This window comes from Psychrobacter sp. ASPA161_9, from assembly GCF_051970275.1.
Taxonomy (GTDB): domain Bacteria; phylum Pseudomonadota; class Gammaproteobacteria; order Pseudomonadales; family Moraxellaceae; genus Psychrobacter.
Genome location: NZ_JBEFNI010000004.1, coordinates 183535 through 204214, shown reverse-complemented (window position 1 = coordinate 204214; position 20680 = coordinate 183535). Strand labels below are relative to the sequence as shown.

The 20680-nt window shown below is 41.0% G+C and carries 12 protein-coding genes; 6 read left to right on the top strand and 6 right to left on the bottom strand.

Translation table 11 applies throughout. The features are described from left to right. Positions 1-531: 531 nt before the first annotated feature. From ACTQ9S_RS06815 to ACTQ9S_RS06800, 4 genes are all read right to left on the bottom strand, one after another. On the bottom strand, positions 532-1320 hold the full coding sequence (locus ACTQ9S_RS06815) for a substrate-binding periplasmic protein (RefSeq protein WP_350655446.1): 789 nt from the start codon (positions 1318-1320) through the stop codon (positions 532-534). 425 nt (positions 1321-1745) lie between these two features. Further along, the gene (locus ACTQ9S_RS06810; protein WP_350655447.1) at positions 1746-3005 is read right to left on the bottom strand and encodes a multidrug effflux MFS transporter; all 1260 of its coding nucleotides are present in this window, start codon (positions 3003-3005) and stop codon (positions 1746-1748) included. Positions 3006-3256: 251 nt separating this feature from the next. Next, positions 3257-4069, bottom strand: a complete 813-nt coding sequence (locus ACTQ9S_RS06805) for a crotonase/enoyl-CoA hydratase family protein (protein ID WP_350655448.1) — start codon at positions 4067-4069, stop codon at positions 3257-3259. A gap of 240 nt (positions 4070-4309) precedes the next feature. Next, complete coding sequence (locus tag ACTQ9S_RS06800; protein WP_440454502.1) at positions 4310-7891, bottom strand: ATP-binding protein; 3582 nt, start codon at positions 7889-7891, stop codon at positions 4310-4312. A 713-nt stretch (positions 7892-8604) separates the two neighbouring features. On the opposite strand from ACTQ9S_RS06800, the gene cysM reads away from it, so the two are divergent. From cysM to ACTQ9S_RS06770, 6 genes are all read left to right on the top strand, one after another. Then, positions 8605-9543: a cysteine synthase CysM gene (cysM, locus tag ACTQ9S_RS06795; RefSeq protein ID WP_440454529.1), complete on the top strand. Its 939-nt coding sequence runs from the start codon at positions 8605-8607 to the stop codon at positions 9541-9543. A gap of 20 nt (positions 9544-9563) precedes the next feature. Continuing rightward, complete coding sequence (locus tag ACTQ9S_RS06790) at positions 9564-10388, top strand: 3'-5' exonuclease (protein WP_068034364.1); 825 nt, start codon at positions 9564-9566, stop codon at positions 10386-10388. A 117-nt stretch (positions 10389-10505) separates the two neighbouring features. Next, complete coding sequence (gene rlmD / locus ACTQ9S_RS06785; RefSeq protein ID WP_440454501.1) at positions 10506-12047, top strand: 23S rRNA (uracil(1939)-C(5))-methyltransferase RlmD; 1542 nt, start codon at positions 10506-10508, stop codon at positions 12045-12047. A gap of 404 nt (positions 12048-12451) precedes the next feature. Beyond that, positions 12452-15010, top strand: coding sequence for a RelA/SpoT family protein (locus ACTQ9S_RS06780; RefSeq protein WP_440454500.1), 2559 nt, complete (start codon positions 12452-12454; stop codon positions 15008-15010). Between the two features lie 155 nt (positions 15011-15165). Continuing rightward, positions 15166-16086 (top strand): bifunctional DNA-formamidopyrimidine glycosylase/DNA-(apurinic or apyrimidinic site) lyase, encoded by a 921-nt coding sequence (gene mutM / locus ACTQ9S_RS06775; protein WP_440454499.1) that lies wholly within the window; start codon positions 15166-15168, stop codon positions 16084-16086. A 163-nt stretch (positions 16087-16249) separates the two neighbouring features. Continuing rightward, positions 16250-16696, top strand: coding sequence for a hypothetical protein (locus ACTQ9S_RS06770; RefSeq protein ID WP_228138900.1), 447 nt, complete (start codon positions 16250-16252; stop codon positions 16694-16696). Positions 16697-16829: 133 nt separating this feature from the next. On the opposite strand, the gene typA is transcribed toward ACTQ9S_RS06770, so the two are convergent. After that, on the bottom strand, positions 16830-18677 hold the full coding sequence (gene typA, locus ACTQ9S_RS06765) for a translational GTPase TypA (RefSeq protein WP_440454498.1): 1848 nt from the start codon (positions 18675-18677) through the stop codon (positions 16830-16832). A gap of 356 nt (positions 18678-19033) precedes the next feature. Then, positions 19034-20356, bottom strand: coding sequence for an OmpA family protein (locus tag ACTQ9S_RS06760; RefSeq protein ID WP_440454497.1), 1323 nt, complete (start codon positions 20354-20356; stop codon positions 19034-19036). Positions 20357-20680: the final 324 nt, after the last annotated feature.

The following is a 20680-nucleotide window of genomic DNA, read 5'->3' as shown; positions in this document are numbered from 1 at the left end:
TTAACATCCATTCATTTATGCAAAATGAAAAATACTTTTGCTTACGTATGTTTTGTATAGTGTATTAATGTGCCGTAGTGAATGCAGATAGCCTTCAATGATAAAATCTTTTGATAAAAAGTTATTGATTCAATATTTTCTAACAAATGCATTTAATAACAATTTAGTATGTTTCTACGACAAATAAACCATATCTTTATTACAGAAATTTACAATGAATAATACTTAAGTAACTTTGCAAAAGCAATCAAGGTAAGCGGATAGTAAATGACATCTATTTTCATTTGATGGTATATAAACATCTGTTTGCGTTTACAGCCTAATGAAAAACACAGTTTCAAGTTTAGGTAGGCTTATATTTTATTAGGAACACAAAAAAGCATTTATACGTATTAATCGTATGAATGCTTTTTTGCAGAAAAAAATATAAAAGGTCAGATCGCTTTGATTTTATCGAAATTTAGCTCGTCTTTAACATTTTTTGCTGTTTTAAAGCCGTTTCAGTCAAGTCTTCACCAAACCATTTTGTCGTTAACACAGCATACGTACCATCTTTTTTAACCCTTCTAGCCCTGTATTGACCTTTTTAAGTAATTCAGGCTGATTTTCATCAATGAGGAAAACTTTTCGAGCACCATCTGCACCAATACCTTCATAGTCAAAATATATTGGCGTTAAATCTGATAAATCGTTTAATAAATAGCGAATAACACCAGAACCATCTACGACCGCATCGACTTTATCTTGTGCCATAGCTTGTACTGCTGCAAATGTGGTTGGATACTGTTCTACGGCACCCACTTTATAATCGCCTTTTGCAAAAAATTGATAAGGTTCAGAATCGCTTAATACACCAATACGCACGTCATTCAAATCATTTAGTGACTTAATATTCAATTTATCATCTAAACACACTAGGCTGGTAGGCAGGGGCGCATAAACATCTGACAGTAAATATTTGCTATTTCTTTCATCACTGTAAGTAAGACCAGCTGCCACCATATCTCTATTTTTACTATCTATATTATCAAATAGCTTCTTCCAAGGATCATTATAGACTTCGACTTTAAATCCTTGATCTTCACCGATCTGACGCATGAGATCGATATCAAACCCAGTGACACTACCGTACTCGTCGTTAAAACCATAAGGCGCAAACTGTGCATCAGTAGAAAGCTTCACTATTGACGCTGTATCAGGCAACTTACTCACAAATTGACTTTCGTTTTCAACAGCTGCTGTACTACTCTTATTAGCGCTCTCTTGCGTAGTCGCGTTATTAGTGGAGTTGCTACATCCAAACAATCCAACACTTAACATAATTGGAAGTACTTTATACAATGTCTTCATAATTCATAGTTGAACATTAGAAAATATTTGCTATACCTCGAATAAGAACTTAATAGATTTGTAGAATATCTTGATAATATTAAATACAAACTATTACATTCGATAATAATTCAGTAACTTTTCGATAGCTATGGACATATACATAAATATAGACAGGTGGACAGATAAGTTGACAAGTGGTATTAACAACTAGTATTAGGAGAATTTAGACGAATAATCACTGATTTAAGATGAAACAGACAGTAGGAACTTTATTAACTGGGCTTACTTGTATTTGAGTTTTACTTATATTTTAATAAAGACGAAAAAAAAGCATCCACTACGTATTAAACGTATGGATGCTTATTAAATAGAGAGAACTCCTTAAATAAAGAGAACTTCAACTTGCCAATCGGTTATTCAGTGTCGTCAAGATTCAAATTACGGTCTATTTTCCAAATCAAAAAACAGCCAAGACTCATTAAGGTAAACATAGCAATCCCAATCTTAAGTACTGGATTAACCGGAAACAGGTTTAATAATAAACCACCAAAGATACCTACTGAAAACATCAATGAGCCTTGCATTGCACTTGCCATACCAGCACGACGCTTTTGAAAAGCCAGCGCAATGGCAGAAGCGTTTGGCTGGGTCAAACCAAGACCGGCAATACAAAAGAAGATACAGGTTAATACCAACGGCAGCCACGCATCTACACCAAGAGTAAGACCTATGATAAACAGTGCAGCGGCAGAGATTACCTGCATCATCGCGCCGAAACGTAAGATACTTAAAATACGGAAGCGATTGGTGAGCCATTGGTTTAGCTGGGTTAATGCTACAAAGCCTGCGGCATTCATACCAAAAAGCCAACCAAAATGCGTTGCAGAAACACCATAAGTATCCATTATTAGCTCAGAAGCTGAGCTGATATAGACAAACATCGCCCCCATCAATAGACCACCTCCAATCGCTGGATAATTAAAGGTTGGATCTTTTAATAGCTCCCAGTATTGACTGAGCACTTCTTTGGCAGGACGCACGTTACGGTTTTCTTCAGTGAGGGTTTCAAAGAAGAAAAACTTAGTTAGCAATAGATTGAGCACCCCAAAAGCTGCTAAAAACCAAAAAATAGAATGCCAATCAAAGAACTGCAAAAATAGTGCACCAAGCGATGGCGCTAGTATAGGCGCTAACCCCATTACTAATATCATAATAGAAAATGCTTTGGCAGTTTGTCGTGCAGTAAGTCGATCACGTATCGCTGCACGAGTAACGACTGCACCTACACACGCTCCTAGCGCCTGCAGCGTACGCCCAGCGAATAACACATACTCGTTACTGGTCGTAGCACACACTATTGACGCAACCACATACAAGCTCATACCAATATATAAAGGTTTTACGCGACCAACGCGATCACTAAAAGGACCATAAAACAGCTGTCCAAATACCAAGCCAAAAAAATAGGCAGGGACAGAGTTGGCCATAAATGCCGTTGATACACCAAAGTCATCTGCCATTGATGGGAGTGCAGGTAAATACATATCAATAGATAATGGCCCTACCGCAACAATCAGCCCGAGCATCATAATCCATGCAACGGGCAAATCAGCAGAACGCACGCGTTCAGAAGCAACAGGTCTATTAGGCAGAGAGGATTTTGGAGCAGACATAGTTAGGCCGTTTTATATAGGTTTATTATTTTGTTATTGATATTTTAATTGCTTGTAGATTTTATTTATGAATAAAAATAGACTACTAAAAACAATAATTATGCATACATAAGTGTTTATAAACCTAGGTACATAAGCTGACAGTGTTATATCGTACTGCTCGCTTATATTTCAATGGATGTATAACGTTAATAGAACAAACCCTGACAATTAAAAATCAACTAAAATAATGCCTTAAGATATGTTCCAGCTTAACGGAATTGGCGTTTAGCGAAAGCAGTGCTGGCTTGCTTAGCTTTCTTTAATGCAAGCTTACGGTTGCGTCCCATCATTAGCTTCAATTGCCACATTTTTTCTTTATACAAAGTAATATTCGATTGCTGATACATCGCATTGATGACTCGCTTGCTAGCAAGTACTGCATCAGGAGAACGCTCGGCGAACTCAGCAGCAAGTGTCTGCGCCTGTTGTAATGGCGACTCGCTACAATGACTAACCAATCCCAATTGCTTCCCTTCTTCTGCATCAATGGTACGTGCACTCATCGCCAGTTCTTTTAGGACGTCTGCACGCACTACTCCTAGCGCTGATTGCGTTAGTCCCATATCTGGCACCAAACCCCATTTAGCTTCCATAATAGAAAGCTTGCAATCAGGATGACTGATACGTACATCACAAGCTAACGCTAATTGCAAACCTGCTCCGATACAATATCCTTCTAATACGGCAATCACGGGAATTGGTACATCACGCCAGACCAAACAAACTCGCTGAAATAAACTCTGGCATGGTTTGATTAATTCCCAAAATGCATAAGCCTGATTTTTAGGATGATTTAAATCACCCAGATCAATACCAGCGCAAAACGTCCCTTCAGCACCATTAAGAATGACAGCACGCAACGTTTTATCCTTGCTAATGTGCCCAGCAGCAGCAATCAGTTCATCAACTACTTTAAAGCTCATGGCATTCTTTTTTTCTGGCCGATTTATCGTAACGGTTGCAATATTTTCAGTCACGCTGACTTGCAGGGTTTTATATTGATAGGCGGTGATAGCATGCATAATGATCCTTAATAATAAATGAGGGAGATAAGATAATGTTCATTTTAGCTGCAATATGCTATCAATCTTAACAGGCTTATATCTGCTATACCTTACGAATAATTGACTGTAGCGCTATCAATATCTTTATGTTTAAAAACACGTTTCCATGACATTATAAATAACTTATCAAATAGCTATTTACTACTTATCTAGCCTATTATTTTAGCCAATATTTATTCAACTTATTTTTTATTCTCATTAAATCATCTTCCATGTCATATCATTTTCGCTTAGACGGTGATAGGTCAATTGCGGGTATGGAGATAGATCAAGCATCTGTAAATTGGTCAACGCGAGCAATAGGGCTTCATGATAAGGCTTGAGCATTGCAAACTGTGCTGGCGTAGTGTGTTGTACATTTAATAAGCACTTATCTTCTAAGTCTTGGCTAGCTTGCCGTAATTGCGGAACACCAGTGTAACGACTTGCACCTAAGATTCGATGCGCAACTTGCGCGAGCATGTTTCGGTCTCGTGCCTGCCATGCTTGAGCCAAGGCGTCTTTTTCATCTGCAATCGTATCAATCATCATAATGATTAGCTTAGCAGCAAGATCTGGCTTATTCGCCGAACGGGTCAAGGCGTCTTCCCAGTCCAATACCTTTAGTCCATCAATAGCACTACTCTTCCAACCGTTGTCTTTTGACGACTGCTCTTGTGATTGCCCATCTTGTTCGCTGGAAGACTCTTGCAGTTGGTCTTGGTATTGTAAGCCTTGATAACGCGGCTGAGTAACACGTTGCGGTTCTCGCATATAATCATCACGAGGTTGAATATCCCGCATATAATCGTCACGAATTTTCTTTAATGATAATGGGCGCGGTACTGGTTTATCTACTGGCGTGCTTTTTAGCGTGCTGACACTAGCACTATCTATGACCTCAGGAGCTATGCTATTAATATCATCAGCAGGCGTAACTGTGCTCAGACTTTGTGTGGTTGACGTGCGCCCTAACCATTTTTGTAGCACTTGTAACAATTGCGGTTGGCTGATTGGTTTGCCAACATAATCATCGATACCGCACGCGAGCAGCTTGTCACGCTCGTCAGATAATCCATGCGCGGTTAACGCAATAATAGGAATATGACTATCACCGACTTCGATTTTGCGAATTTGCTGCGCTGCCTCGCGTCCTGACATGCGCGGCATTTGGATATCCATAAAGATAAGATCGATACTGTCTTTATCCTGTGCCTTATCTTGCGCCTTATTTTTTGAGTTAGCTGATTTTTCTTCTGTGTGCATATCTGTAGTCGATACAGTATTAGTAGAAGCTGTATTGATTTGAGCACGAGCTTGGGCTTTTGAAATCTGCGTTTTGTTGGATAAGCTTTGCTGAGTAGGTTTAGCATTTTTTATATTTTTAGTTTGCTGTTTACTAATCAATTCAATAGCATCAAAGCCACTATTGGCAGTAATGACGTGAATGCCAAGCTCGCTGAGAAGTGCATCTAACACCAAGAGATTGGGCAGATGATCGTCTACAGCAAGCACAGTCACGCCATGCCAGCGCGGTGCTTGCGCTTCGATTGGTTCGCTTTTCTTTTGGGTATCAAGCATGGCATACAGCTGCCTTTTATCCAACGGCTCATATAGGATATTGGCGTGATAACGGTTCAATAGTGCCTGATCGGCGGCAACCTGATAGCCAAAGACAGCGAGCTTACCTTGATAATGCAAACGAATTTGTTTAAGCAGTGCCATCATGTCATCTTGAGTATCATTATCAACGATTACCCAGTCCCAATAATTGCCCTGCTCTTTAAGCGACTCAAGCACACCTGGTAAAGAGTTGGCCTGAGTAAGCTTAATCGGTAAGGTCTGCAAGCTGGCTTTGAGTACTTGTCTGGAAGCGTTGTGATTAATCCAAACCAAGACGTTAAATTCATCATTTTCGCTGGCAAGTGGCGCTAGTACCGGTAACGCAATGGTTTGCCCTGTCGCCGCTTCTAACACATCAATATGAGTTGGCATGCGGAACCAAAAGGTCGCCCCTTGATTGGCTATGTTCTCTTGGGCGTTATCATAAAAACCAATATCACCGCCCATAAGGCGCGTTAATTGCTTAGAGATTACAAGGCCTAGCCCTGTGCCACCATACTGACGTGTAATGGATGGATCGCCTTGGCTAAAGCTTTGAAATAACATCTTTTGATCTGCTAGAGAAATCCCCTTACCACTATCTTGGACACTAATCATCAGATAATTATCGCGATGATCGTCCAAGCTTACTCGCACCACTACATCACCGCTATCTGTAAACTTAATGGCATTACCGACTAGATTGGTCAAAACTTGCTTGAGGCGTAGGGCATCACCCACAATGCGCATTGGCACATCATTGTAGAACAACACGGCCATACGTAGGCCTTTCTCCGCCGATACTGGAGAGAGCATATCGACCACGTCATATATGGTGTCGTAAAGGTCAAACTCATGACGATCAAGCACCAACTTACCTGCTTCAATCTTAGAGAAGTCCAGCACATCATTCACGAGCGCCAGTAGATGCGCAGACGATTTACGAATCGTATGCACATATAAGTCTTGCTCAGGATTTAGCTCACCGTGGCGTGCCAGCAGATTGATAAAACCATCGATGCTATTCAGCGGTGTCCGCAGCTCATGACTAATATTGGCTAAAAATGCAGATTTGGCTTGGCTGGTTGAAATCGCATCATCACGCGCATTGCGGATAGAGATGTTTTGCATTTCCATCTCATCAAAAGCCAGACGTAAGTCATCCTCGGTCTGTTCAGCATGATCTTTTAATTCTTGAAAACTTGAGTGCAAGCGCCGTAAAGTTTTTACCAAGTCTTGTTGCAGCAAGTTCAACTCACCATCGGACTCTACTGGAATAGGCTTATATAAATTATCTACATGAGTACGCTGTAGCTGCAAACGCAGCTCATAAATAGGCGCAATCCAGCGTTTGGCATAAATATTAAGACTCAACAGCAAGATTAAGATAGTAAAGAGACCGGTAATAACCAGCGCCATAGCGATACGGTAGCGCGCAATGTAAAGCGGCTCATTATCCATATCGACGAACAGCCACAATCTTTGTCCTTCAAAATCACCCAATACGCTGCCATAAGCCGTACCAATAGGCGTGGCTTGCTGTGATAAAAAATTTTGCGACGTATCAATTAAAGGCCAGCTTTCACTAACCCCATAACCTACCGTCGCGAGCACCTGATCATTCTCATTGATAATTGCAATGCGTTGTACATGCTGTTCCGACTGCATACGACTCAGTCTATCGCGAATCGATACCAATGTTGCCATGGCGCCTTTAGGAGCATCAGTTGTCGCACTGAGACTTTCATCAATTACTCGAGCAGTAGATGAATGAGAGGTAGGCATTCCTCCCAGCGCTTCTTCTGATAGAATCGCACTACTCAATCTACCACCACGAGCACTAATATAATGGTCTGAATGTACTTGAGATAAGGGTAGATTCTCAGGTCGGATATTGTTTTCAAGTGCCGCTTGGCTAGCAGCCGCCATATCACTAACCATATTTTGAGAATTTTCCTCATTAGCTTTTGACTGCTGACGTTCTTGCTCCAACAATGCAGGGATCAGCTCAGTTACCATAGGTTTATAACGAATCAACACGGCTTCAGCTAAAGCCTCTTGCTCTGATTCACTGGCACGCATAGTTTCATGAAAAACTAGAATGCCACCGACCGCTGCCAACACACAAATCGGCAAAAACACCAATATGATCAACTGACCATAGGCGCTACTGGTATCAAAGCGTTTTTTGTATGCCATGTTAGATTTAATCCCTACAGACGTTTATGCTATGTATAAATAGCAAATATAAGCTGTTTTGCCTAGGGCATGTCCTCATTTTAAAAATGGTGATAAAAATGAGATAAATTGCAGTCAAACAAGGAAGGTAGCGCAGATAATATCGAGATATTAACCAGCTATTTGACGCTGTTTGGCAAAATTTAGCCATTTTTAGTCCATTTAGATGATAATCGATTGAATTGAGGACATGCCCTAATAGTTAACTTTCTAAATATTTTAGGTATTTTAACAGTATTTATAGATATAAAGGTTGTCATCGCAAATCATTGCTGATGAGCGACTGTAAATCACAACTTAGAAGATTGTTGTTGCCAACTTGCTATGGATTTTAGTGCTTACCTTATATTCCAATAGCTAAAAAACGCTTCATCATTTATGGTTAATAGTTATTACTGGGAGGCAATTTACTTGCACAGCCTTGTTTTTAGCACTATTTGTTTACCAAAATATCTTGATGCTATCAGCGTAGCTAAAAACAAAATGATATAATGGTGCAAATTTTTAATTGTCGCCATTTTCTTATGATTGAAATGCTTTAATGAGCGTTTATATCAATCATTAGCTAACACGGCTAGTAGCTGTGGAAACACTTAGTCAAAAACCAAAACTATATTTAAAAAAACAAACTATTATTTGAAAATAAACAAGGATACCTTATGTCCTCTACGGCCATGTCAAACGCCAACTTTATTACTCAAGTCACTGAGCTTGCCGATTGCGTTGGTCAGACGCCATTAGTGAAATTACATCGTTTGCCTATAGAAGAAAACATTATAAATGGTGCGGTGTTATTGGCCAAACTTGAAGGTAATAATCCTGCAGGTTCTGTAAAGGATCGTCCTGCTTTTAATATGATTTATCAAGCGGAGAAGCGTGGTGATATCAAGCCTGGTGACACTTTGATTGAAGCAACTAGTGGCAATACTGGCATTGCTTTAGCCATGGTCGCCGCTATGCGCGGTTATCCAATGACACTACTGATGCCGACCAACTCTACCCAAGAGCGCAAAGATGCGATGATAGCTTATGGTGCTACTTTGATTGAAGTAGACGAAGGAATAGAAGCAGCACGTGATTTAGCGCTACAAATGCAATCTGAAGGTCAGGGTATCGTATTAGATCAATTTAATAATCCTGATAATAAGCAAGCGCATTATCTGACTACGGGTCCTGAGCTATGGGCACAAACTGATGGTAAAATCACCCACTTTATTAGCTCAATGGGGACTACAGGTACTATCACAGGCGTGTCAAAATATCTTAAAGAGCAAAACCCTGCGATTAAAGTTATCGGTTTGCAACCTGATGAAGAAGCTTCTATCGCTGGTATCCGCCGCTGGCCTGCTGCCTACATGCCCGGTATCTTTGAAGCAGATTTAGTCGATGAAGTTATGGATATTGATCAGCGTATCGCTGAAGTCTATATGCGTAAACTGTCGAAGACTGAAGGTATCTTTGCAGGTGTTTCATCAGGAGCAGCAGCATGGGCAGCTACGCAAGTTGCCAAAGAAAACCCAGATGCCGTTATTGCCTTTATTGTCTGTGATCGTGGCGATCGTTATCTATCAACTGGCTTGTATAATGTTGATGACAGCAGCACGCAAGCATAAGTAAGTAACTAGGATTATTTATGTCACATGCCCTACCTGCTAATCCCATACTGGTTTTCGATATTGAGACAGTAGCAGATACTGACGCCGCACGCCGTATCTATCCGCAGTTGGCTGATTTAAACAATGCCGATGCTTTAAGTGCATTGACTGCGATCAGAATACAAGAGGCTGGGCATGACTTTATGCGTTTACCATTACAACGTATTGTCTGCATATCGGCGTTATATATTAAAGATGGACAGTTTTCTTTGTTTTCTTTAACTGCAGATAAATTTAGCGAAAAAGATATTCTTGCCAAGTTTTTTCGAGCATTTAATGATATTGAAACCTTGCCACAGCTGATTAGTTGGAATGGCTCTGGCTTTGATATTCCGGTTCTTATTTACCGTGCTATGCAATACGATTTGTCCGCCCCATGGTTATTTGAGGAAGGCGAACGTATAAAAAGTATGCGTTTTGATAATTACGTCAACCGTTTTCAAACAAAGCATTTGGATCTGATGGACAGATTTAGCCAATACGGTGCGAGTCGACGTGAAGCAATGGATGTCGTTGCAAGCCTATATGGCCTACCCGGTAAGACTGATGTGGATGGCAGCATGGTTGGCGAACTCGTTAACCAGGGTGATTGGCAAACGCTATCGATATATTGCGAATCTGATGTCATGAATACATGGCTGATATATTTACGCTGGCTGCGTCTGACAGGTAAGCTGTCGTCACCGTCTTATACTTATTGGCAACAGCAGAGTCGTGATTATTTGGCAAAATTCACTCAAGCAGATGGCAAAGCTCGCCATCATGAGTTTATTGCTGATTGGTCATCTGCGCCCCAATCATAAAAAACAAAGCCATAATCACCCCAATTGTAAAAACCAGAGTCATAGAAATAGCGCCATAAATAGTAGCACGCGCCATCATTCTTTTAGTTATTTATCATTTATTATTAAGGCAGGTTTATGCAACCCACCGATTCACAAACGTCTACAGCACCTGATACTACGTCACAAGTCAACGATACCCAAACGATCACTATCCCGCCTAATAAGAAAAAATCTAAACCATCGTCAAAGACGCGTCGTCGTCTAAAAGAGGCAGAGCCACTACCTTTTACTATTGATGGCTTATCGCATGATGGTCGCGGGGTTGCGGTATATGGCAATGGCTTTGGTGAGGCCGATGGTCATGTAGAAGATAAGCATGGCAAAAAGGTCTTTGTCAGCTTTGCTTTACCGGGTGAAAGTGCTTTAGTGAAACTAACTAATAGCCGTACCAGTTTTGAAGAAGGCGACGCAATTAGTATCACTGCCAATCCAAACCCTGAACGCGCTGTACCGCCTTGCCCACACTTCGGTGTATGCGGTGGTTGTAACTTGCAACACTGGCAGCCAGATAGTCAGATCAACTTTAAACAATCGGTACTTGCGGAGATGCTCGTGCATCAAGCGAATGTTGAGCCTGATACTTGGCTTGCGCCGGTAGTGGGTGATCGCCTTGGCTATCGCACCAAAGCTCGATTGGGCGTACGCTATGTCGCCAAAAAAGAAACCGCTTTGGTCGGCTTTCGTGAGCGCTCAAGTAACTTTTTGGCAGAGTTAAATGAGTGTCATATCTTAGATCCGCGCATTGGCTTTGAGATTGAGAATTTAAAAACACTTATTAGTACGCTTGAGAGCCGTGACAAAATTGCTCAGCTTGAGCTGGCGATGGGTGAGCAGATGCCAGAGCTACCCGATGGCAATCAGCCAGTTGCACTCATTGTGCGTAACTTGGCTCCCTTATCTGACGCAGATATAGAGAAGCTCAAAGTCTTTTTTACTGCACGCAACTGGCAGTTATATTTACAGTCTAAAGGCGCTGACAGTATTAAACGTATTGCTTTAACTGATGCTGATGATATGACCGAGCAGTTTGGGCGTCTATATTATCAATTGCCAGAATACAATCTTACTTTTGAGTTTATCCCTACGGACTTTACCCAAGTAAATCTGTCCGTTAATCGACAGATGACTAAGCTTGCTTGCGAATTATTAGATCTAAAAGTGGGTGAACGCGTACTAGATCTGTTCAGCGGTTTGGGCAATTTCAGTTTGCCATTAGCACGTCTTGTCGGAGAAACCGGTTCAGTCGTAGGCGTTGAAGGTAGTGATGCAATGACTGCACGTGCAGCAGAGAATGCGCGGCGCAATGACATTCATAACACTGAATTTTATACTCAAGATTTGACTCATGATTGCTCAGATAAACCATGGGCTAATCAAGGTTTTGATGCATTACTTATCGATCCACCCCGCTCTGGCGCTTGGGAAATTATGCAGTATTTACCTAAGTTTAACGCTGAGCGGATTGTTTATGTCTCTTGCAACCCTGCTACTCTCGCTCGTGATACAAAAGCACTGTTGGAGCAAGGTTATCGTCTGACTCATGCTGGAGTGATGGATATGTTTTGTCATACTGGGCACGTTGAGTCAATCGCGCGCTTCGAAAAAGTAGCAGCTTAACTTATCTGGGCTGGGCTGGGCTATTGAATACACTATTAGGTTCTTTATTGCTTTAGCTGGAACGTTTTCTTAGCAAACAAAAGCTTCTTAGGATATAGTTACTCTTATATGCATTATCACTACAGAGCCTTGCTTGAATTACAACTTTAAAATGACATAATAATACCCATACTGTCTGTATGTGTATTATTTAATCTTTATACGTATTGTTAAACAATATTGTGTGCATTTGCACTTATAGTCTTAAGATACTGGGCATTAATTCTTTATCATCGTTAGCAAAAATGGACTTTTGCCGCGGTGTTGGTTATATCTGATAATAATTTATTACGGGTTAGATCGAGAGTTTGTGCATAGCAGGTAAGACAATAAGAAATTTTGAAAATAGCTAAGAGGAGCGGGCTATGGTAAAGATTCGAGAAGGTTTACCGCTGATTGATGGACAAACAACGCAAGCTGATAGTGCGGCATTGGCAGCACAGTTAGTTGCCAGCCAGCGCTCTCATCAATCTGCTAATAGCTATGCTCAAGTGCCGCTTGATATCAAACAACAGCTGGCAACTCACAAACTCCATACTACTTTCGATCGCTCTGCCCGATATTCTTATCATAACCATGATCCGAAGCTAGAAAACGAATATTCAGAGCATATTCTTCTAGATAACGTTCAAATGCTCTCAGAAATATCCAATGTCGATGACTTGGCTCAAGCCAATATTGATGTACCTGCTTGGCTTGATAACGTTGCAAAACGTATTGGTCAAGACTCTGTACCTAATCTATCTACTGCTTGCGAGTTTATCCGCAGTCGCATGAACACTAGCGAATCTGAGCGTTCTGGTGCTTATGTTACTGGTATTGGTATGGCGGATATTCTAACCTATCTATATCAAGACGAAGATGCTTTAGTCGCGGCTATGCTCTATCGTAGCGCACGTAAGTCACTAGTCAGTTTGGTAGAAATCGAGCAAAACTTTGGTGCCGATATCGCGACCTTAGTTAAAGACGCTTTGGCGATGGGAAAACTATCTGCCATTATAGAGAGCAACAAACGCTTGGAAGATCACTTCGTTAATAACCAGCGCGACCAGTTATCGAATATCTACAGTATGCTTATTTCAGTGACTAACGATGTGCGCGTCGTGCTTATTAAGCTTGCTGAACGTACCTTTGCCATGCGTGAGTTGTCATTTTCCAATCCGGAACGCCAGCAACGTGTAGCTCGTGAAGTAATGACCATTTATGCCCCGCTGGCCCACCGTTTAGGTATTGCTCAGCTAAAATGGGAGCTTGAAGACTTAGCTTTTCGCTACCTTGCTCCTGAGCGTTATAAAGAGATTGCCAAGCTATTATCCGAAAAACGTAGCGAACGTGAGGATTATATTCAGCGAGTACAGGACAAGCTCAACGAGGCTTTAGCAGAATCTGATATTACTGCTGATGTTTCAGGACGAGTCAAGCACATCTACTCCATTTACCGCAAAATGAAATTAAAGCGCTTATCTTTTGATCAGCTTTATGATATTCGAGCACTGCGAGTATTGGTTGAAAACCCATCAGATTGTTATCATGTTTTAGGATTGGTACACGGCTTGTGGCGTTATATCCCTGAGCAGTTCGATGACTATATTACTAACCCAAAACCGAATGGCTACCGCTCTTTACATACGGCTGTCATCGCTGAAAATAAATCACTCGAAGTACAAATTCGTACACAAGGCATGCACTTTGAAGCCGAGCTTGGCATGTGCGCACATGTCAATTATAAGGAAGGCCTAAAAAAGAAAAAAGATAGCTATCTAACTCAAAGAATCAGCTCCCTACGTCATTTACTATCTGTTAATAATGAGACACGCAATCAAACACGCTCAGGTCTAGAAACAGATGGTGACTTTAATGATCATGGTTTAAACGAATTTGAAGATGAAGAGCCAATCGTCGATTTCGATGAGCTTGAAAGGATTTATATTTTTAGCCGAGACGGTGACATCACTGAGCTACCAAAAGGCGCTACCGTGCTCGATTTTGCCTATTACGTTCACACACAAGTAGGCAATCGCGCCCAAGCTGCTCGGGTAAACCAGCGCTATGTGCCACTCACTTATCAGCTAAAAACTGGCGAGCAAGTTGAGATTATTACTAAAGCATCACGCGAGCCCAATCGTGATTGGCTAGTGGCTGCACTCGGTTATATCCATACCAATCGTGCACGCTCTAAATTACGCCAATGGTTCAATAAGCAAGACCGTGATAAGAATATTGAAATTGGCAAACAGATGCTTAGTAAGGAGCTTGAGCGCCTGTCAGTACATCCTAATAGCATTGACTTGAATGACTACACCCAGTTCTTTCACGTCAACACCACTGACGATATTATCGTAGGCCTAGTCACAGGAGATATAGGCCTGCATCAACTGACCGGACATATTTCTCGTCAGCTGCATCTTGAGCCTGAAAAAGAAAAAGAAGAATATGCACCTAGTGTTGACCCAAAAGCTACAGGGAAGCTTGACGCGTATAAAATCTGTATTGATGGTCTTGATAATATTGAGATTAATCTAGCAGGTTGCTGTCACCCTGTGCACGGTGAGCCAATCTCTGGTTACATTACTTTATCTCGTGGCGTTAGTGTTCATAATCGCGGTTGCCCTGAATATATACGTTTGATTGAGCGTGATCCTGAACGAGAAATAAGTGCCGCTTGGAAGTCTAAATCCGGTCGTTATCAACCCGTTGATATCCATATTGAAGCCTATGATAGACGTGGACTGCTACGTGATTTGACCCAAGTTATTGATAAAGAGAGTGTCAACATACGTAAGGTTGAAACCCTAAGTACCGATGACAATATCGCTTCTTTAAAGTTCCATATTGAAGTGTCAGGTTTAGCCCATTTATCCAAACTACTTGCCAAGCTTGAGCAGCAACCGGGAATTCTGCACGCGCGTCGTTCTGTTGCCTAGTGGTAAATAATCAACAGTAGTCATGCAGGAGATATATGCATTAATCATGAATATATCTCCTGCATAACTGAACCTCTATTTTAAAAAATATTGTTATATGCAGCTGATAACTTAACTTTTAATTAATGCTTTCCAAATTTTTATAGAAAATTACTATGCCTGAATTACCTGAAGTTGAAACCACTAAAACCAGTCTTGCGCCTCTATTGGAACAAAGACTAACCGCTGTAGAAGTGTTTCAGCCAAAATTGCGTTGGCCTATGCCTGCCGACTTAGACGCTCTGATTGATTATACTTTGCAGAACGTAGAGCGCCGCGCAAAATATCTAATCCTTACCTTTATACCGAACGCAGAGCTTGTAGAAAACAGTCAAACTATGACTGAGAGCAACTCTTTACGTCAACGTAAGCTGATAATACACTTAGGAATGTCAGGAAGTTTGCAACAACATCCCGTTGGTACTGATAAACGTAAGCATGATCATTTAGTAATCACTTTTGACAATGCTAACGGCATACAGTCGCAACTACATTACCATGATCCGAGACGTTTTGGAGCTGTGTTATGGTATAAGGATTATAGTGCCAAGCTTTTAGATCATCTAGGTCCTGAGCCGTTATCAGCCGATTTCACTGCTGACTATTTATACCAGCTGATTCAACGTAGTAATGGTGATGAAACGACGGACAAGAAAACTAAGAAACGCCCTATCACCCGTGCTATCAAATCAGTAATTATGGAGCAACAGGTTGTCGTTGGCGTCGGTAATATCTATGCGACAGAAAGTCTATATTTGGCAGCCATACATCCTGCTACCCCAGCGCACAACTTATCTTACAATCAAATAGTCATTTTGGTTGATCATATTAAGGTCATACTACAACGAGCCATTAAGCTTGGTGGTTCAACATTACGTGATTTCACAGTAGCAAGTGGTCAAACTGGCTACTTTCAGCAAACTTTAAACGTCTATGGTAAACAAGGCGAATCATGTCCGCATTGTGATACTGCGCTTGATAATATTAAAATCAATGGGCGCGCTAGTGTATTTTGTCCAAGTTGTCAGCGGATTTAATAAACAAAGTTCTATCATAATATATAAGACAAAAAACAGTGTAACGTGCTTTTATGTTGCTTATCGGCACGCATCTTGCTTTAATAAGTAAGCAATGCTGTTTTATGATTACTTTTAACCAGTAGTGCTCATTATTCATACCGCTTACACGTTTTAGGAAATCATGATGACTGTTAATGCCAATACCCAACGCATTGTTAAGAGTAAGCTTCTTACCGCTATTCTAAGCGTAAGCTTCATTGTAGCGTTCACACAGCCTGCCTCGGCCGCGATAGAGATAGATGAGGGCGACTTTGGCCCATCTTATGATACGATGATAGTCGATACAGTCGTTGGTAAGCCCTTACAGCTAGTCACCGCAGTCGCTGGTACCGCCGCTTATCTTGTGAGCCTGCCCTTCTCCCTTATCGGTGGTAATGCTGATCAAGCTCAGCAAAAACTATTCGTTGAACCTTGGGATGCTATGGCGCGCTGCTTAGGTTGTACGGTTGCTGAAGATAATTTTTATAAATCACAAAGTGTTAACGATAATGTCGTACGTATCGTTGTTGATCGTCCATCAGAGATTTTGATTAATACCAATGATTATGTGATCGTTAATCAACCTTAAAACCTAACTTCTCACTTTAAATATTTTAGCTCGGATTAAAGCAAAATAGAATAAAAACAAAACCAACAAAAAGGGCTAACTCATTGAGTTAGCCCTTTTTATTATTTAACTATTTTATCAATGAAGATTGATATTAAGCACCTTTCTTACGACCATAACGCTTACGCTCACTTTCAGTCAAATAACGCTTACGTAGACGAATCGCTTTTGGCGTTACTTCTACTAATTCATCATCTTGAATGAATTCAAGTGCTTGCTCAAGCGTAAACTTAACCGCTGGTGTTAGCGTTAGCGCTTCATCAGTACCACTGGCACGAACGTTGGTTAACTGCTTAGCAGTCGTCGGGTTAACGGCCATATCATCGTTACGCGAGTTAAGACCAACGATCATACCTTCGTAAACTTCAAGCTGTGGCTCAGCAAATAATTTACCGCGTTTTTGTAGGTTAAATAGAGCAAAACCTAAGCAAACACCCTTTGCCATAGAAACCAATACACCATTCGAGCGACCACCAACATCACCGATCTTTTGTGGACCGTAATGTGAGAAGCTTGACGTCATGATACCGGTACCTGAAGTCAAGGTTAAGAATTCAGAGCGGAAACCAATCAAACCACGTGCAGGCATAGTCGCTTCGATACGCATACGACCTTTACCATCAAGCTCCATATTGGTCATCTCGCCTTTACGCAAGCCAACCTGCTCCATGATAGAACCTTGATGCTCATCTTCAATATCGAAGACAACGTTTTCATACGGCTCTTGTAACTTACCATCAACTTCTTTAACGATAACTTCTGGGCCTGAAACACCCATCTCAAAACCTTCACGGCGCATGTTTTCGATAAGTACAGATAGATGAAGCTCACCACGACCTGATACTTTGAATTTATCAGGAGACTCTGTATCTTCTACACGTAATGCTACGTTATGAATCAATTCACGCTCAAGACGCTCACGGATATTACGTGAGGTCACAAACTTGCCGTCACGACCAGCGAACGGTGAGTTATTCACTTGGAAGTTCATCGATACGGTTGGTTCGTCAACGGTCAATGCTGGTAATGCTTCAACGTGGTTAGGATCGCAAATAGTATCTGAAATATTAAGCGCATCAATACCTGTAATACAGATGATATCACCCGCTTGTGCATCTTCTACTTCGATACGATCCAAACCGTGGTAACCCATAATCTTTAGGATACGGCCGTTACGCGTGTTGCCATTCTTGTCGATTACAGTCACTTGCGTGTTGGTTTTCACTTTACCGCGCTGGATACGGCCAATACCGATAACACCAACGAAGCTATTGAAATCAAGGCTTGAGATTTGCATGCGGAATGGCGCATCTGCATCAACCTGTGGAGGCTGTACAACATCAACAATAGTTTTAAACAGCGGTGTCATGTCATCAGCTAACTTATCTGCTTCTAGACCTGCAATACCATTTAGTGCTGATGCATAAACAACTGGGAAATCTAATTGCTCATCAGTTGCACCTAAGTTGTCAAATAAATCAAAAATCTGATCCATTACCCAATCAGGACGCGCACCAGGACGATCAATTTTGTTGATAACAACAATTGGTTTCAAACCTTGCTCAAATGCTTTTTGAGTCACGAAACGGGTTTGAGGCATTGGTCCATCAACAGCATCAACGACTAGAAGTACACAGTCAACCATTGACATTACACGCTCAACTTCACCACCGAAATCGGCGTGACCTGGAGTGTCAACAATGTTAATACGATATTCAGTATCGTCAGTGCTGTCTGTCCAACGAATGGCTGTATTTTTAGCCAAAATGGTAATACCACGTTCTTGCTCAATATCACCTGAATCCATTGCACGTTCAGCAATGTTTGCACGATCGCCAAAAGTGCCAGATTGATGTAATAATTTATCAACTAGCGTTGTTTTACCGTGATCAACGTGGGCAATAATTGCAATGTTACGCAGGTGTTTGATATCGTTCGCCATATAAAATGCTCGTTTTGTCTTAATAAAATGCAGTAGCAGTAAGCGCCGCTGGAGAAACTTTTATCATAAAGCAGATAGATATTTTTACTTTACTATCAAATGACTACGCAATAGGGGTAGTGGGATAAGAAATGCTGGCAAAGTAGAATTTCTATACTGATAAATCCATCGTACAGATAGCTATGCTAATGTACACTTTGTCAATCTACAAAGTGTTTGGGCGGCTAGTATAACATTATTACATTATAAATTTATGCAATAAGTTATTTATCTGAGTACTTAAACAAAAAAAAGCCACCTAATAGGCAGCTTTTTTTGTAACTTTATAATTTAGAACATAACTAACTGATTATATATTATTGAATAACCATGTCTTTAGTTTGCTCAACAGTCATTGTTTTGTCACCAGTAATGATGGCATAAACACGACGGTTCATAGCACGACCTTCTTCAGTATCGTTTGGAGCGATTGGACGGTCATAACCGTAACCAACTGTTGATAGACGGTTTGGAGCAATACCAAATTCGTTAGTCAACATAGATTTCACAGCAACTGCACGGGCTTCAGATAGACGTTGGTTATAACGTGCTGAAGGACCAGTTTTAGAAGCATGACCTTCTACACGAGCGCTAGAGTTAGGATACTCACGCATCTTCTCTGCTACTTTAGAGATTTCAGTTTTGTACTGGTCTTTGATAGCTGATTTGTCGTTATCAAAGAATACACGTAGTTCCATTTTCAGCTCATCAGTAATATCTACTGCTACTGGGCAACCGCGCTCATCGACTACTACGTTCATTGGAGTGCCTGGGCATTCATCGATGCTATCAGGTACGCCATCGCCGTCTGAATCAACGTCTTGCTCAACGATTACTACTGGTGGAACAGAAACTTCAGGCTCAACTTGTGGTGGTACTGCTACTGTTGGTGATAAATGGCCACCAAGTACAACTTCTAGACCGGCCAAAGCCATGCCTTCCCACCAGTTGTTATCAAAGTTATGAATCGCACGAGCTTCACCACGTAGGCTTAAAGCGTCGTTGATGCGATACATAGCACCTAGACCTAGGTTACCGATAGTATCTTTAGATGATGAAACTTCAGTACCAGCCTCAACACGACCTACAGAAGAACCTTGTGCAGTATCATAAGTTTCTTGGTTTTCAACTTCAATCTTAGACTGACCAGCACCAATTAGAACATATGGTTTGAACGCACTATCAGTATAACCAGTAAATTCTTCAGTACCGATTAAGAAGTTACCAGAAATCATAGTTTGTTCGATATCAAAACGGTTAACACCAGCATCTGCAGAATCTTCAGAAGCTTCACCGTTAGCACTTGTTACGCCATACTCTACTTGGAACTGAGTAGAAGGAGTAAGCTCGATACCTAGAGCAGCACCAGTATAAAGGCTGCTTTCTTTAGCTACGCCGCCATTGTTAGGATGACCGTTAGCACCATTAAAAGGTGTGCCATCGTCAATGTTGTTTCCGTCAGCATTTACATAAAGATTTTTACCAGTACGTAAGATTTCACGCTGCTTGTCACTAGTATCACTGAACTCTTCAGTCATGTGATAACCAAGTAGTAATGGGCTAATAGTAACGCCAGCATTAGCTGCTAAAGGCGCAGCTGCTACGGCAACTAGAGCTAGAGCAATTTTATTCAATTTCATGGACTTCCTCCAAAGGATGATTTGAGTGATGCGTTAAGCAAAACCGCTTCCTAAGATGTAATAAAAGTAGACATCTTTTACGAATGCATAATTATACAACAAAACTAATTAGGAAGTAGCTTATCGACTATCAATTAAGTTTACAACTTTTTTCGTTAGGCAGCTACACATTATTACACGATAGTGTTGCAACTAAAACACAATAGCCTGCTTATTTTACTAAGAACTAACACACGTTGCAATTTTAGTCTTTTGAATGCTAATTCGCAATAGAAGTAACTCTGGTTGTATCTATTGTCTGTCATCAGTTTAATACAATTGTAT

Excerpts from the sequence above, each read along its gene's own strand:
- ACTQ9S_RS06815 (WP_350655446.1), bottom strand. The coding sequence starts at position 1,320 with ATGTTAAGTGTTGGATTGTTTGGATGTAGCAACTCCACTAATAACGCG.
- ACTQ9S_RS06810 (WP_350655447.1), bottom strand. The coding sequence starts at position 3,005 with ATGTCTGCTCCAAAATCCTCTCTGCCTAATAGACCTGTTGCTTCTGAA.
- ACTQ9S_RS06805 (WP_350655448.1), bottom strand. The coding sequence starts at position 4,069 with ATGCATGCTATCACCGCCTATCAATATAAAACCCTGCAAGTCAGCGTG.
- ACTQ9S_RS06800 (WP_440454502.1), bottom strand. The coding sequence starts at position 7,891 with ATGGCATACAAAAAACGCTTTGATACCAGTAGCGCCTATGGTCAGTTG.
- cysM (WP_440454529.1), top strand. The coding sequence starts at position 8,605 with ATGTCAAACGCCAACTTTATTACTCAAGTCACTGAGCTTGCCGATTGC.
- ACTQ9S_RS06790 (WP_068034364.1), top strand. The coding sequence starts at position 9,564 with ATGTCACATGCCCTACCTGCTAATCCCATACTGGTTTTCGATATTGAG.
- rlmD (WP_440454501.1), top strand. The coding sequence starts at position 10,506 with ATGCAACCCACCGATTCACAAACGTCTACAGCACCTGATACTACGTCA.
- ACTQ9S_RS06780 (WP_440454500.1), top strand. The coding sequence starts at position 12,452 with ATGGTAAAGATTCGAGAAGGTTTACCGCTGATTGATGGACAAACAACG.
- mutM (WP_440454499.1), top strand. The coding sequence starts at position 15,166 with ATGCCTGAATTACCTGAAGTTGAAACCACTAAAACCAGTCTTGCGCCT.
- ACTQ9S_RS06770 (WP_228138900.1), top strand. The coding sequence starts at position 16,250 with ATGATGACTGTTAATGCCAATACCCAACGCATTGTTAAGAGTAAGCTT.
- typA (WP_440454498.1), bottom strand. The coding sequence starts at position 18,677 with ATGGCGAACGATATCAAACACCTGCGTAACATTGCAATTATTGCCCAC.
- ACTQ9S_RS06760 (WP_440454497.1), bottom strand. The coding sequence starts at position 20,356 with ATGAAATTGAATAAAATTGCTCTAGCTCTAGTTGCCGTAGCAGCTGCG.